This window comes from Corallococcus sp. BB11-1, from assembly GCF_026626625.1.
Taxonomy (GTDB): Bacteria; Myxococcota; Myxococcia; order Myxococcales; family Myxococcaceae; genus Corallococcus; species Corallococcus soli.
In genome coordinates this window covers 218,296-232,330 of record NZ_JAPNJY010000028.1, presented here as the reverse complement: position 1 = coordinate 232,330, position 14,035 = coordinate 218,296, and the positions used below count along the sequence as shown (strand labels likewise).

Sequence of the window (14,035 nt, the reverse complement as noted above, 5' to 3'; positions counted from 1 at the left end):
GCGTGGGAACAGCCCTCCTGTTGTAGGGGCCCGGCCCCCGAGTCTCAAGGCGACTCTTCGCAGCGGGTGTTGCCCTGAACGCCTTCGAAGCGGACCCACAGCTCGCAGTTGCAGCGCGCGACGCCGTTGGAGTCATAGGCGAGTCGCAGTTGACCATTGAACTGCGTCGGACACTGGGTCGTGGCGTCCAGGTGCAGGCGGACCTGATCGAGCAGGCACTCCTCGCCGGTCGTCGCGATGCTCACGTTGGCCACGCTGCCGTCGGCGGTGAACGCCTCGCCGTCCTCCAGGAAGTAGCCGAGCAGCTGCATGTCCTGCACGCCGAAGTCCGCGCGCACGACGCGGCCTGAAATCTGGAGGCTCAACTGGAACGCGCCGACCACCTCTGGCAGCAGGTTGCACTCGTCGCGCAGGACCTCCACGGGGGTCAGCGTGTATTCGCCCTGGTTCTGGCTGTACGGCAGGCAGCCCGCCAGGGAAGGGGCCGTGAGCGCGAGGGCAGCGAGGCAGAGGCGTCGGAGGGTAGACACGGCACGCACCATCGCCCACGAGAGGCATCCGAAGCGGGCGCTCGGGTAGGGGCGAGGGTAGAGTGCGACGCCATGCCCGAATACCGCAACCCCAAACCCACCGTGGACTGCATCATCGAGTTGTCAGGCGAGCGCATCGTGCTCATCCGCCGCGCGAATCCCCCCGTGGGCTGGGCGCTGCCGGGCGGTTTCGTGGATGAGGGCGAGCCGCTGGACAAGGCGGCCATCCGCGAGGCCAAGGAGGAGACGGGGCTGGACGTGACGCTGGAGGAGCAGTTCTTCAGCTATTCGGATCCGAAGCGCGACCCCCGGCTGCACACCATCTCCACGGTGTTCATCGCGAAAGCGACGGGCGAGCCGGTGGGCGCGGACGACGCGGCGGAGGCGAAGACCTTCACGCTGGACGCGCTGCCCAGGGACCTCTGCTTCGACCACGGCACCATCCTGTCCGACTACCTGACGTACAAGCGCACCGGGAAGCGCCGCAAGCTGTAGTCCGCCGGGGTCCGGATGCACTACCTCTTCGTCCTGCTCGCCCTCGGAGCGCTGCTCATCGTGCATGAGCTGGGGCACCTGCTGGCCGCGCGCCTGCTGGGCGTGCGCGTGCCGCGCTTCACCGTGGGCTTCGGGCCGCCCCTGCTGTCGTTCCGGCTGGGGGGCACGCAGTTCGTGCTGGGGGCGATTCCCCTGGGCGCGTCCGCGGACCTGCGGGGCATGAACCCGCACCGCGCCGGGGAAGAGGACACGACGGGGTTCGGCACGCTGGGGCCGCTCAAGCGGATGGGCATCATCCTGGCGGGGCCGGTGGCGAACTACGCGGTGGCGATGGGGCTGCTGTTCGCGCTGTATTCGTCGGGCACGCACGTGGTGGTGCCGCTGACGGTGGGCACGGTGGTGCCGGGCTCGGAGGCGGCGCGAGCGCAGCTGCTGCCGGGGGACCGGCTGCTGCGCGTGGACGGCAAGCCGCTGGAGAAATGGTCGGACTTCGTCGCGCGGGTCGCGGACGGCGTGGGCCGCGAGCTGGAGCTGGCGGTGGAGCGACACGGCGAGCCGCGCACGGTGAAGGTGCGGCCCCGTGGGGATGAGCGGGGCACGGGGCGCATTGGCGTGAGCCAGCAGTACGTGTTCCGCACGCACGCGCCCGGCGAGGCGCTGCGCCAGTCATTCGTGCACACGGGGCGGGTGGCCTCCGAGGCGCTGTCCACGCTGGTGGCGATGGTGCGGGGCCCGGACGTCGCGGGCCGGGCCGGGCCGGGCGCGCTGATGCGCCAGGAGTCCTCCGACGTCGCGTCGTCCACCGCGTCAGGGCTGGATGCGCTGGTGCGCGCGATGGTGGCGGCGTCGGTGGCGCTGGCGCTGCTGACGATGGTGCCGGTGCCGGGGCTGGATGGTGGCCGGGTGCTGCTGCTCGCCGTCGAGGCGGTGAGCGGCCGGCGCATCCCGCCGCGCGTGGAGACGGTGGCGCAGACGGCCGGGTTCCTCTTCCTGTCGATTGGAATCGTGGCCACGGCGGGCGCGGAGATCCGCCGCGCGCTGCCTGCCCCGTTGGAGTCCCGTGCCGGTCCGGGCGGCACGGTGGCGCCCACGCCTCCAGCGGTGGCGGGCGGCAAGCCTGCTCCGACAGCTTCAACGCCTCCTGCGGTGGCGGGCGGAAGGCCTGCGCCCGTCCCGGCGGCGTCCACGCCTCCTGCGGTGGCGGGCGGAAAGCCTGCGATTGTCCCAGCGGCGTCCACGGCTCCTGTGCCTGCGCCGGCGGCGGCAACGTCTCCAGCAGGGCCGAACGGCAAACCGGGGCCCGCGACCGCCCCACCTCCTGCAACCGCGTCCACCGCGCCGGCTGCGACGCAGGACGCGGGAACCCCCTCCCCTGGTCAGCCACCGGCGCGCGTCGTGACGCCGGCCCCTCCCTGAGGCGCCCGGCGCGGTGAAGCGCCCGCTCCTTTGTCCTACGTGCGGCCCACCGAGCGCCTGCCGCCCGGGCAGACCTGCGCGGTCGCGCGCACCGCCCTCGATTGCAGTAGCCCCTGCGCGCCACTAGAAGCCGGGGCTCTCACCTGCTTCGGCTCCTCCCCCTGAGAACCGCATGCCCCTGCCCCTGCCCCTGTCCCCCACCCCTTCCGACGAACGTCACTTCGCGGGCGGCGGTGAGATGGGGGCACTGGTGCGTTCGCTGGACTGGGCCCAGACGCCGCTGGGTCCGTCGCGCGACTGGCCCGTCAGCTTGAAGACGATGGTGGGCGTGGTGCTCAACAACCGGTTCCCCATGCTCATGTGGTGGGGCCCGGAGATGATCCAGGTCTACAACGACGCCTACCGTCCGGTGCTCGGCCACAAGCACCCAGGCTCCCTCGGCGCTCCTGGCGAAGCGGTGTGGAAGGAGATCTGGAACGTCATCGGCCCCATGGCGAGGGGCGTGCTCGAGGGCGCGCCCGCGACGTGGAGCGAAAACCTGCCCCTGTTCATCAACAGCCGCGGGTTCATCGAGGAGACGTTCCACACGTTCTCGTACAGCCCCGTTCCCGACGAGCAGGGCAGCGTGGGCGGCGTGCTCGTCACCGTGCGAGAGACCACCGAGGAGGTGCAGCACGACCGGCAGCTGCGCATGCTGCGCGACCTGGCGGCCCGCACCACCGACGCCCGCTCTGCCGAGCAGGCCGCGCAGGCCGTGGTGGACGTGCTCGCGGGCAACGACCTGGACCTGCCCTTCACCCTGCTCTACCTGCTGGAGCAGGACGGAAACACCGCCCGGCGCGTGGGCAGCGCCGCGCTGTCGGAGGCCACGCTCGCCGCGCGGCCGCTCCAGCAGCGCCTGAGCGACGAGCGGGACACCGACTGGCCCTTCGCCGAAGCCGCCCGCACGGGCGAAGCGGTCGTCGTGGGGGACCTGTCGCGGCGCCTCATTGAGCTGCCCGGAGGCCGCTGGAACACCCCGCCACCGCTCGCGGTGGTGCGCGCGCTGACGCGGCCGGGACAGGCGCGCCCCCTGGGCTTCCTCGTCGGCGGCGTGAGCCCCCGCCGCCAGCTCGACGCGCGCTACCACACGTTCTTCCAGCTCACCGCGGAGCAGGTCGCGTCCACGCTCGCCAACGCGCGCGCCTACGAGGAGGAGCGCCAGCGCGCGGAGGCGCTCGCCGCGTTGGATCGCGCGAAGACGGCCTTCTTCAGCAACATCAGCCACGAGCTGCGCACGCCGCTCACGCTGCTGCTGGGGCCCACCGAGGACGCGCTCGCCACCCCCGAGCGCACGCTCCAGGGTGAAGCGCTGGAGACGGTGCACCGCAACGCCGTGCGCCTGCGCAAGCTGGTCAACACGCTGCTGGACTTCGCGCGCATCGAAGCCGGCCGCGTGCAGGCCGCGTACGAGCCCACCGACCTCTCCACCCTGACCGCCGGGCTCGCCAGCGCCTTCCGCTCCGCCATCGAGCGCGCGGGGCTGGTGTTCGACGTCGACTGTCCTCCCCTGCCGGAGCCGGCCTGGGTGGACCATGAGATGTGGGAGAAGATCGTCCTCAACCTGCTGTCCAACGCGCTGAAGTTCACCTTCACGGGCAGCATCACCGTGGCGCAGGGGTGGCACGACGGACACGCCGAGCTGCGCGTCACCGACACCGGCACCGGCATCCCCGAGCACGAGCTGCCCCGGCTGTTCGAGCGCTTCCACCGCATCCAGAACGCGCGCTCCCGCTCCCATGAGGGCTCCGGCATCGGGCTGGCGCTGGTGCACGAGCTGGTGCGGCTGCACGGGGGCACGCTCGGCGTGCGCAGCGAGGTGGACCGGGGCACGACGTTCACCGTGCGCATCCCCGCGGGCTTCGGGCACCTGCCGAAGGAGCAGGTGACGTCCGCCCGGCACCACCGCGCCCCCCTGACGGGCGCGAACCCCTACGTGCGCGACGCCCTGGGCTGGCTGCCCGGAAGCCCCCCCGCGCTCGGGCAGGACGGTGAGCCCACGCGGCACGTCGACACCGCCGCGCTGGGCGCGCTGGGCCGCTCGCGCATCCTGCTGGTGGACGACAACGCCGACATGCGCGACTACGTGGGCCGGCTGCTCGGCGTCAGCTGGACGGTGGAGGCGGTGGCGGACGGAGAGGCCGCGCTCCAGGCCGCGCTCGCCCGGCCCCCGGACCTGATCATCACCGACGTGATGATGCCGCGCCTGGACGGCTTCGGTCTGCTCCAGGCCCTGCGCGCCGACGAGCGCACCCGGCACGTGCCCGTCATCCTGCTGTCCGCGCGCGCGGGCGAGGAGGCCCAGGAGGAGGGCCTCCACGCGGGCGCGGATGACTACCTGGTGAAGCCCTTCTCCACCCGGGAGCTGCTCGCGCGCGTCACCGCCCAGCTCACGCGCTCGCGGCTGCGCGCGCTGGAGGCCGCGCACGGCGAGCGGCTGGCGCGCATCTTCCAGCACGCCCCCGTGGGCATCGCCATCCTGCGCGGTCCGACGCACGTCTACGAGTTCGCCAACCAGAACTACCTGCGGCTCATCGCCCACCGCGACGTGATGGGCAAGGGCATCCGCGAGGCGCTCCCGGACCTGGCCCACCAGGGCATCTACGAGCTGCTGGACGGCGTCTACACCACGGGCGAGCCCTTCATCGGCCGCTCCGTGCGCATCGTCTTCCACCACGCTCCGGAGCAGGCGCAGGAGGTCTTCTTCGACTTCGTCTACCAGCCCATGAGCGACGCGCAGGGGCAGGTGGAGGCCATCGTCGTGGTGGTCTTCGACGTGACGGAGCTGGCCACCGCGCGGCGTGAGGCGGAGTCCGCCAACCGCGCCAAGGACGAGTTCCTCGCGATGCTGGGCCACGAGCTGAGAAACCCCCTGGCCCCCATCCTCACCGCGCTCCAGCTCATGCGCCTGCGGGGCGACACCGCCGCGGAGCGCGAGCGCACCCTCATCGAGCGGCAGGTGACGCACCTGGTGCGGATGGTGGACGACCTGCTGGACGTCAGCCGCGTCACCCGGGGCAAGGTCACCCTCAAGCGCGAGCGCATCACGCTCACCGAAGTGGTGGCCAAGGCGATTGAGCAGACCAGCCCCCTCATCGAGCAGCGCCAGCACACGCTGGAGGTGGACCTGCCCGTGCACGGCACGGACCTGCTGGACGCAGACCCCACGCGGCTGGCGCAGGTGTTCGCCAACCTGCTCACCAACGCCGCGAAGTACACCGAGCCGGGCGGCTTCCTCGCGGTGACGGGCTCGCGCGAGGGCCGGGAGCTGGTCGTCAGCGTGCGCGACACGGGCGTGGGCGTCGCCCCGGAGATGATGCCGCGCGTGTTCGACCTCTTCGTGCAGGAGCACCAGGCCCTGGACCGCTCCCAGGGCGGACTGGGGCTGGGGCTCGCCATCGCGAAGAGCCTGGTGACCCTGCACGAGGGCACCATCAGCGCCCACAGCCCGGGCCGGGGCCGCGGCAGCACCTTCACGGTGCGCCTGCCCGCGCTGGAGGCGGAAGCGCCGGCCGCCCTGCCCACGCCGCAGCCCGGCGCGCTGGTGCCCCCGGAGCCCACCACCGTGAGCGCGCGCGTGCTCATCGTGGACGACAACAAGGACGCGGCGGACGTGCTCTCCGAATCCCTGGCGTTCCTCGGCTGCGACACGCGCGTGGCCTACGACGGCCCCAGTGGCCTGGAGGCCGCGAAGGGCTTCCTTCCTGAAATCGCCCTGCTGGACATCGGGCTGCCGGTGATGGACGGCTATGAGTTGGCGCGGCTGCTCCGGCAGCAGGAGGAGCCCCGCGCGATGAAGCTGGTCGCGGTGACGGGCTATGGCCAGGAGTCCGACCGCCAGCGCTCCAAGGCCGCGGGCTTCGACGCGCACCTGGTGAAGCCGCTGCACTTCGAGACCCTGGAGGCGCTGCTCAAGGATTTGACGGGAAGCTGAGCCGGGCGCCGCCTCCCGGGAGGGCAGCCAGGCGTGGGGGCGTCCGCCAGGGGACGGCCCCCGGCAGGAAGCCGGGCCGGAAGGGAGCGAAGGCTTTATGCTCCCGCCCGACATGGCGACCGTTCCCGTGCCCTCCCCCAACGTGGCGGATGGCGGACTCTTCTGCGAGCTGTATTGGGGCACCTCCCTGGCGGAGGCCTGGAGCTACGGCCCCGAGCTGGCCCAGGTCCACGCCGCGCCCGACGAGACGGCCCCCCTGCCCCTCTACGGCTTCACCCTGCCGGAGGAGCCCTTCCTGCTCGCGGAGCGCACCCCGAAGGGCTGGCGCATCCACGTCCCGCCGTCGGCCCGGGTGGAGAAGAGCCTCAAGGGCGACGACTTCCACGCGGTGGGCCCGGAGGAGCTCACGGGCGCGCCCGGCCGCGTGTCCCTGGAGCTGCGCGAGGGCATGACGCTGCGGCTGGTGGAGGGAGAGCTGCGGCTGCTCGTGCAGCCCTCGGTGGTGAAGGAGCGCGCGGACCGCTTCCGGGTGCGCGACGTGGCCTGGATCATCATCGCGGCCATGCTCTTCCTGAGCGCCCCCGTCGCCTTCCTCACCATGGGGCCGGATCCGCAGCGCATCGCCGCGAGCAACGCGCGCGCGCTCCAGTCCGCCCATGACAAGGAGGAGGCGCGGCGCAAGACGCTCGGGTTGGACCAGCCCATGCGGCCCCTCTCGGCCGAGGAGAAGGCCACGCGCGAGCAGGACGGCGGCGCGCGCGTCACCGTCCCCGCGAGCTTCGGCGTGCGGTAGCGGGGCGCCGGGGCCGCGTCAGGGCCCCAGTCCCACCCACACCTCGCCGTCCTCGAAGAACTCCTTCTTCCAGATGGGCACGTCCTGCTTGAGCCGCTCGATGGCGTGCTCGCAGCCCCGGAAGGCCTCCTTGCGGTGCGCGGACGCCGCGGCGATGACGACGGCCAGCTCCCCCGGCACCAGCGTGCCCACGCGGTGCACGATGGCCAGCCGCGTGCCCGGCCACTGGTTCGCGACCTCCTCGCCAATCTCCGCGAGCTTCGCCTCCGCCATGGGCGCGTAGGCCTCGTACTCCAGCCGCAGCACGCGCCGGCCCTTCGTCTGGTTGCGCACCGCGCCGGAGAACGTCACCAGCCCGCCGGCGGACTCCGCGGCCACCGCGTCCACGACCTCCGCCAGGACGAGCGGCCGGTCCACCACCGCGAAGAGGCCCGGAGCGCCTCCGGCCACGGGCGGAATCAGCGCCAGCTCCGCGCCCTGGGGCACCGGGGCGTCCGTCCCCACGAACTGCTGCTGCACCGCCACGCGCAGGTGCGGCAGCAGCGGCGTCAGCGCCGGGTGCCGCGCGGCGAGCAGCGCCAGCACGTCCGACACGCGCGCGCCGTCGGGCACCTCCAGGGACTCCCTCGCCAGGCCCGCGCGCTCGCGGGCCGCGGCGAAGTACAGCACCGTGACGGACATGACCTGAACGCCCTCCAGGGCTCCCGCGTCGGGAGCGACAAGTGACAGGACCCAAGGCAGGGGTGCGCCCTGCGGCGACCGACCTAGCGCTCGCGCAACACGACGCGGCCCCGGAGCCGACCTCCCCCCTCGGTGGGGGCGAAGTCGAGGAACCCGTACTCCAGCGGGGTGAGGCGCTCCAGCAGCGCGCCGACGAAGACCTGGCTGGCCAGCAGCTGCCCCTGCCCCACGCCCGGCACCGAGCGCGCGCCCGCGAGGTCCGCGCGCAGCCGCCCCAGGTCCACCATCAGCGACAGGTGGCCCGGACCGAACGCCTCCCCGCCGAAGCGCGTGCGCAGCGTCGCGCCCACGTCGCCCCGCTCACGGCCGGCCAGCACCTCGCCCGCCTCCAGCGTGGCGCGCTCCGGGCTGAGCGACAGCGACACCGGCTGCTCCAGCAGCCGCGTGCGGAAGCGCGTGGTGTCCCCTTGCGTCTCCTTCTGGAAGACGAGCCCGTTGTCCTGGAGCTGCTTCTGCACCAGTTGGAGCACCGGCGGCAGCGACGTGAGCCCCGCCTCCATCACCACGGTGCCCTTGGGCGCCGGGCGCTGGTCGCGGATGAAGCCCTGGAAGAAGGCCGCCGCGTCGAAGTAGACGAGCATCGCCACGTCCCCGCGCAGCGCCTTCAAGAGCGCCTCCGCGTCCAGCCCCTGCGTGCGCCAGCGCTCCAGCGTGCGCTGCCGTCGGGGCGAACCGGGCGAGCCGAACACCAGCCGCGCCAGCTCCTCCGGCGGCACGGACAGCTGCGCGGCCGCCACCGGCCCCGCCGCCGCGCGCCCGAGCAGCGCCGAGGCCGGGCCCCGCGTCGCGCCCAGCAGCGGCCGGGACGAGGACAGGAAGCCGTCCAGCTCCGCCTGATCCGCCTGCACCGCCAGCGCGCCGAAGAAGCCCCGCACCGGCATGTCGTCCTGCTCCCCCTCCGGCACCGGCGGCGCGGAGAAGAGGAACACGCTGCCGTCGCGCACCTTGCCGCGCAATTCGCCCAGCAGCGCGTTCTCCGACACGCCCGGCCCCGACAGGGCCTCCACGCGGCGGCGCACGACGTTCACGTCCGGCGACCCTGGCGACTCCACCGCCAGCGCCTTCACCGTCTCCCCGGGCTCAGGCGCGTCCGGGGAGTCCGGCACCGCCAGGTACACGTAGCCCCGGTCCGCGAACAGCAGCATCGCGTGCCCGCCGTCCACCGGCTCCACGCGCGCGCTCCCATCCTCCCGGGGCAGCACCCGGTGGCCGGCGCTCCGCAGCTCGCGCGAGACGGCCTCCAGCGCCGCGCGCATGTCCGTCACGCCCAGCAGCGCCACCACGCCGTCGAAGCCCGGCATCAGGAAGAAGCCGAAGCCCTCCTCCGGGTCCACCACCGTGGGGCCGCCCGAGAGGCTGCGCAGCAGCAGCGGCACCAGCGGCGCCTCCTCCAGCGAACGCCGGGCATTCCCCGAGCCAATGGCCCGCGCGTAGAAGTCCACCAGGCCCTCCACGTTGCCGCGCAGGCGGGGCACCCAGAGCACCGTCTGCGCGTCCTCGGGCACCGCGCGCAGCACCGGACGCGGCACCACGGTGAGCACCACCCGGGCCAGCTCCTTCTCCCCGTCCAGCGCGCGCACCGTGTAGCGGCCCTCGGTGGCCCACGCGTGGCGCACGCCCGGCGCCGTCCGGGGCGGCGTTCCGTCCCCGAAGTCCCAGGTGACGGAGGGCGCCTTCTCGTTCTGCGAGCCGAAGGACTCCGGCACGCCCGCCTCCAGCGTCCGCTCCGGGCCCAGGTCGGGCCTCACGCTCCGGCAGCCGGGGGCGACGAGCCCCACGGCGACCGTCAACAGGAGGAGCGGCAGACAGGACGGGAGCGCGCGGGGACGGGACGCCATGGGCGTTCCGTTAGTAATCCAACGCCAGACCGAACATCCAGCGCCGGCTGCCCAGGTTCAGGCCCGCGCTGCCGAAGTTGTTCACTTCCGCGTAGGTGTACTCGGCGAAGAGGTACGAGTGGTTCACGCCCAGGTCGGAGTCGAAGTCGCGCGCGAAGCGCGGCTCCAGCACGTCCAGGAGGAACGACACGCCCGCGGTGGCCGCGTAGCCCCACCGGCCACCCTTGGCGGTGTCACCGCCCACCACCTCGGTGCCGCTGCCCTTGGTCATCCACCACGGTGAGTAGACGAGCCCCAGCTTGCCGTACGGCACCAGCGGCACGCCCCATTTGAAGGCGGCGTAGTCGAACTTGTAGAAGCCGTTGAGCTGCAGGGGCACCACCTTCAGGGCCGCCTTGTCCGCCGCCGCGCCGCCGCCGTCCGCGAGCACCGCGTTGGCGTACTTCTCCCCGTAACCCGCGGAGAAGCCCAGGCCCGCCGTGCCGATGCCCTGGTAGAAGAAGCGCTGCAGCTCCAGCTCGATGAGCAGCAGCGACGAGTCCCCGAAGGTGTCCTTGTACGGAGTGCCGGTGAGGCCCTTCTCGTAGTCGATGCGAGGCTTGTAGCCGCCACCGCGGAAGATGATCGCGCCGGTGCGCGGGGAGCGCGTGGGGATCGTCACCTCCTGCGCCACCGCCGGAACCGCCAAGAGAAGCGCCGCGACTCCCAGCCCCACTGCCCTGCTGCTGCTCATGACACCTTCCTCCGAGACGACAGCCAGATGCCCAGCGCCGCCAGCACCGCGCCGCCCGCGACGCCTCCGCCGGTGGCGGCACAACCGCCCTGTTCCTGGCCGTTGGCGTTCTTGTATGCGTCGAACAAACCATTGCTCTTCACGGGCGTGCCTTGCACCTCCGCGGACGCGGCGCTCACGTTGCCCGCTTCGTCCTCGACCCTGGCACGGACCCGGTACGTCACCCCGTTGATGAGCCCCGTCGCCAGCACGTTGCCTTCACCGGCCGCCTTGTTGAAGCGAAGCGTGGGGCCTTCACCCTCCACGGGGGTGGTGCCAGCGTCGGCCTCCGCGCCCGCATCGACGTCCGCGCCCGCATCAAGGTCAGCGCCCGCATCGACGTCGGCACCCGCGTCGTCCGTGCCCGCGTCCTCGTCCATGCCCGCGTCGTCATCACCCGGCACTCCCGCATCCGCCGTCAGGATGGCGTTGAGCTCCACGATGACGTTGGAGTCCGTCTCCACGTTGTCCACCTGGACCGACAGCGCCGAGTCCCGCGCGATGACCTTGCCAATCGAAGGCGTCGCGGGCGGCTCGGGGTCGTACTTCACCTCATACGCGGGGGAGCCCACGTTGGAGTAGGTGGACGAGCAGGTCAGGTTGAACGAGTCCGAGATCGTCGGCGTGGAGGCGCACAGCTTGAAGGTGATCTCCTTCTGCTGTGAGTCGCACGTCGTCGGGGTCGCCAGCTTGGCGAGGACTTCGCTGACGGAGAAGTTCACGGAGCCCGTGGTGGCGGAGTTCACCGTGACGGTGTCCAGCACCAGGTCCGTCGTCGCGGGCTGCGACCCGCAGCTGCCCGAGGTGACATAGAAATAGAGGGTGCCCCCGTTGCAGAGGCTCCCGGTCCGGTTCCAGTTGAAGCGCCGTGGCGTGGCGCAGTTCGCCCGGGACGAGACCACCGTCGTGGTGGTGGAGGCCGTCGTGGTGAACTGCACCGCGGTCCCCGTCTGGGCCGCGACCGGGAGGGCGAAGAGCAGGAGGGCGACAAAGGGAAGGCGCATGGATGGGGCGGAAGGCTAGCAAGCGCGGGGCCACCGACAACACCCGTCCGGACGGCCCGTTCACCGGCAAAAGCCCCGGGTTCGCGCGCCAAACAGACACGCCATCCCCAAGGGCCGTGCCAAATTGTCAGGAGGGACGTTCCGTGAGCTTGAGGCCGGCCTCCACCAGTTGGGCGGCCGCCCGGCCGGCGTTGTCCACCGACGCGAAGAGGGTCACCCACTCCGGGGCCTGGGGGAAGGCGCGCACCCGGCCCACGTGGATGGCGGGGTCGGCCATCACCAGCATGGGCATGGGGTAGATGCGCTCGCCCGGGGCGTCCAGCACCTTGAGGGACGGGGACGTCTTCAGCGCGGCGCGCACCTGCTCCACCGGGCCCGGCTTCTTGAGCTGCACGTTCACGGTGAGGCCGTGGCCGTGGAAGGTGGGCACCTGCACGGCGGTGCCGGCCAGGACGGGCACCTCGCCCAGGGCGGCGAACAGGCGGGCGGCCTCCAGCGTCCAGCCCCCCTCCTCCTCCGTCCAGGGGGAGTTCACCATGAAGCCGCCCACCTGGGGCACCAGGTTGAAGCCCACCCGGTGGGGGAACGCCTGGGGCTCCGGCTCGCGGCCGGACAGCAGGTCCGCGGTCTGCTTCTCCAGTTCGGAGATGCCGCGCACGCCCGCGCTGGAGGCGCCCATCAGCGCCGTCACCTGCGCGCGCACCACACCGAACGCGCGGCGCAGGGGCTCCACCAGGTGCACCGTCGCGCTGGTGACGATGCCCGGCAGACACACCACCCGGCCCTTGAAGGTGAAGCCCGGCCCCAGGGCCTCCGTGTTGAAGCCCGGGAGCACCAGCGGCACGTTGCCGTCGCCGCGGAAGGCGGGGCTCGCGTCCACGACCCAGGCCCCCGCGGCCTGCGCGGCCGGGGCCAGCGTGCGGGACGCCTCCGCCGGGGTGGCCAGCAGCACCAGGTGGACGCCCTTGAAGGCGTCCGGCGTGGCCAGCTCCACCTCCAGCGTGTCCTCGCCGTACTCCACCTCCAGGCCCTTGGAGCGCTCCGAGCCGAAGGCCCGCACCTGCTCCATGGGCACGTCGCGCGCGTACAGCGCGGCCAGCACCTCGCGGCCCACCACGCCCGTGGCACCCACCACCGCGATTTGAAGGTTCTCTTTCATGAGGGCTCCTTTACGCCACCGTCCCCAGGGGCGCGAGCACGACGCGCGGAGCCCTTCTGAAAAGCGGTCAGTCTTCCTTGAGCCGCGACGTGGGCGCGGGGCCCGGCAGCGGCGGGAACTTGGGGTTGCGCTCCGGCTCCGACGCCCGGACGTAGTGCGGCTCCAGCGCGAACAGGGCCTGCATGGAATAGGCGTCCGGCAGCCGCGCGAGCCGGCCCACCTCCACCGCGGACGGGAAGGCCGGCCCGGACAGGAGCCGGTGCGGCGCGACGCCGTGCTTCTCCAGCGCCTGCCGGTAGTCCGTGAGCGCCGGCCCCAGCGCCACCGCCCCGGGTTCGGCGGCCATGCGCTGGGCCACCTCCTCCGGCGACATCGCGGTCTCCTCGGCGAGCGCCTCCACGGTGTGGCCGGTGCGGCGGTAGGCGCCCAGGTAGAGGTCGTCCCGGCGCGCCACGGCGAGGCAGAACAGCGGCACGCCCTCCGGGCCCTCCAGCGCCACCGCCGCCAGCGACGACGCGCCGGCCACCCTCAGGCCCGTGGCGTACGCGAGCGACTTCACCGTGGCGAGTCCGATCCGCAGGCCGGTGAAGGACCCCGGCCCCAGGCCCACCGCCAGCCCCTCCAGGTCCGTCAGCTTCAGGCCGTGGCGCGTGAGCAGCTCACCGACGACGCCGGGCAGGGCCTCGCTCTGTTTCTCCGGCGGAAGCACCACCACGTGCTCCACCGTGCGCAGGGCGTCCCCCTGGCGTTCCACCAGGGCGAGCGACAGCGTCAGCGTGGAGGTGTCCAGCGCGAGCAACACGGGCAACGTCCCTTCCTTCGTCCCTCAGGCCGGAATGGCCCACAGGTCCAGCGGCACTTGTGACACGCGCGCGCCGCACCGGTACAGCCGCACGCGCGCCAGGCCCTTGTCCAGGATGCCCAGCGTCTTCGCGGCGGCCTTCGACACGTCGATGATGCGCCCGTCCACGAAGGGGCCGCGGTCGTTGATGCGCACCTCCACCTGGAGGCCGTTCTCCATGTTCAGCACCTTCACGCAGGAGCCGAAGCGCGCCGTGCGGTGCGCCGCGGTCATCGCGTTCTGGTTGAACTTCTCCCCGCTGGCGGTGGGCCGGCCGTGGAGGCCGGGGCCGTAGAAGGACGCGATGCCCTCGCCCAGGTACGTGCCCGGCATCTTGTCCCGGCGGGTCACCTTCGGGTCTTCCTTGCCCGAAGCCGTCTCCGGGGGCGGGGGCTTTGTCGCGCGCGTCGCGCAACCGGCGAACAGTCCCATCCCCATCAGCAGGAGCGCGGTACGTCCTCGCATCATCACCT

12 protein-coding genes are annotated in these 14,035 nt (G+C 72.5%); 4 read left to right on the top strand and 8 right to left on the bottom strand.

The features are described 5' to 3' along the window. Nucleotides 1–44: 44 nt before the first annotated feature. The gene (locus OV207_RS22500; protein ID WP_267557153.1) at nt 45–530 is read right to left on the bottom strand and encodes a hypothetical protein; all 486 of its coding nucleotides are present in this window, start codon (nt 528–530) and stop codon (nt 45–47) included. Between the two features lie 72 nt (nt 531–602). On the opposite strand from OV207_RS22500, the gene OV207_RS22495 reads away from it, so the two are divergent. The 4 genes from OV207_RS22495 (at nt 603) to OV207_RS22480 (ending at nt 7,207) form a co-directional block, all read left to right on the top strand. Beyond that, entirely contained in the window at nt 603–1,025 is a 423-nt protein-coding gene (locus OV207_RS22495) for an NUDIX domain-containing protein (protein ID WP_193428225.1), read from the top strand. A 15-nt stretch (nt 1,026–1,040) separates the two neighbouring features. After that, complete coding sequence (locus tag OV207_RS22490) at nt 1,041–2,441, top strand: M50 family metallopeptidase (protein ID WP_267557152.1); 1,401 nt, start codon at nt 1,041–1,043, stop codon at nt 2,439–2,441. A gap of 172 nt (nt 2,442–2,613) precedes the next feature. After that, nucleotides 2,614–6,414, top strand: a complete 3,801-nt coding sequence (locus OV207_RS22485) for an ATP-binding protein (RefSeq protein ID WP_267557151.1) — start codon at nt 2,614–2,616, stop codon at nt 6,412–6,414. A 112-nt stretch (nt 6,415–6,526) separates the two neighbouring features. Continuing rightward, nucleotides 6,527–7,207, top strand: coding sequence for a hypothetical protein (locus tag OV207_RS22480; RefSeq protein ID WP_193428228.1), 681 nt, complete (start codon nt 6,527–6,529; stop codon nt 7,205–7,207). Nucleotides 7,208–7,225: 18 nt separating this feature from the next. On the opposite strand, the gene OV207_RS22475 is transcribed toward OV207_RS22480, so the two are convergent. The 7 genes from OV207_RS22475 to OV207_RS22445 form a co-directional block, all read right to left on the bottom strand. Further along, nucleotides 7,226–7,888 (bottom strand): molybdenum cofactor biosynthesis protein, encoded by a 663-nt coding sequence (locus tag OV207_RS22475; RefSeq protein ID WP_267557150.1) that lies wholly within the window; start codon nt 7,886–7,888, stop codon nt 7,226–7,228. A gap of 83 nt (nt 7,889–7,971) precedes the next feature. Further along, nucleotides 7,972–9,786, bottom strand: coding sequence for a PKD domain-containing protein (locus OV207_RS22470; protein WP_267557149.1), 1,815 nt, complete (start codon nt 9,784–9,786; stop codon nt 7,972–7,974). Nucleotides 9,787–9,796: 10 nt separating this feature from the next. After that, nucleotides 9,797–10,519, bottom strand: coding sequence for an MXAN_2562 family outer membrane beta-barrel protein (locus OV207_RS22465; RefSeq protein WP_193428231.1), 723 nt, complete (start codon nt 10,517–10,519; stop codon nt 9,797–9,799). Next, on the bottom strand, nt 10,516–11,562 hold the full coding sequence (locus tag OV207_RS22460) for an MXAN_2561 family MXYO-CTERM-anchored protein (RefSeq protein ID WP_267557147.1): 1,047 nt from the start codon (nt 11,560–11,562) through the stop codon (nt 10,516–10,518). The genes OV207_RS22465 and OV207_RS22460 overlap by 4 nt, the downstream gene beginning before the upstream one ends. Nucleotides 11,563–11,689: 127 nt before the next feature. Next, nucleotides 11,690–12,721 carry an aspartate-semialdehyde dehydrogenase gene (locus tag OV207_RS22455; RefSeq protein ID WP_267557146.1) on the bottom strand — a complete coding sequence of 344 codons (1,032 nt, stop codon included), beginning with the start codon at nt 12,719–12,721 and terminating at the stop codon, nt 11,690–11,692. A gap of 67 nt (nt 12,722–12,788) precedes the next feature. After that, the gene (gene tsaB / locus OV207_RS22450) at nt 12,789–13,523 is read right to left on the bottom strand and encodes a tRNA (adenosine(37)-N6)-threonylcarbamoyltransferase complex dimerization subunit type 1 TsaB (protein WP_267557634.1); all 735 of its coding nucleotides are present in this window, start codon (nt 13,521–13,523) and stop codon (nt 12,789–12,791) included. Nucleotides 13,524–13,547: 24 nt separating this feature from the next. Beyond that, complete coding sequence (locus OV207_RS22445; RefSeq protein WP_420715254.1) at nt 13,548–14,030, bottom strand: septal ring lytic transglycosylase RlpA family protein; 483 nt, start codon at nt 14,028–14,030, stop codon at nt 13,548–13,550. Nucleotides 14,031–14,035: the final 5 nt, after the last annotated feature.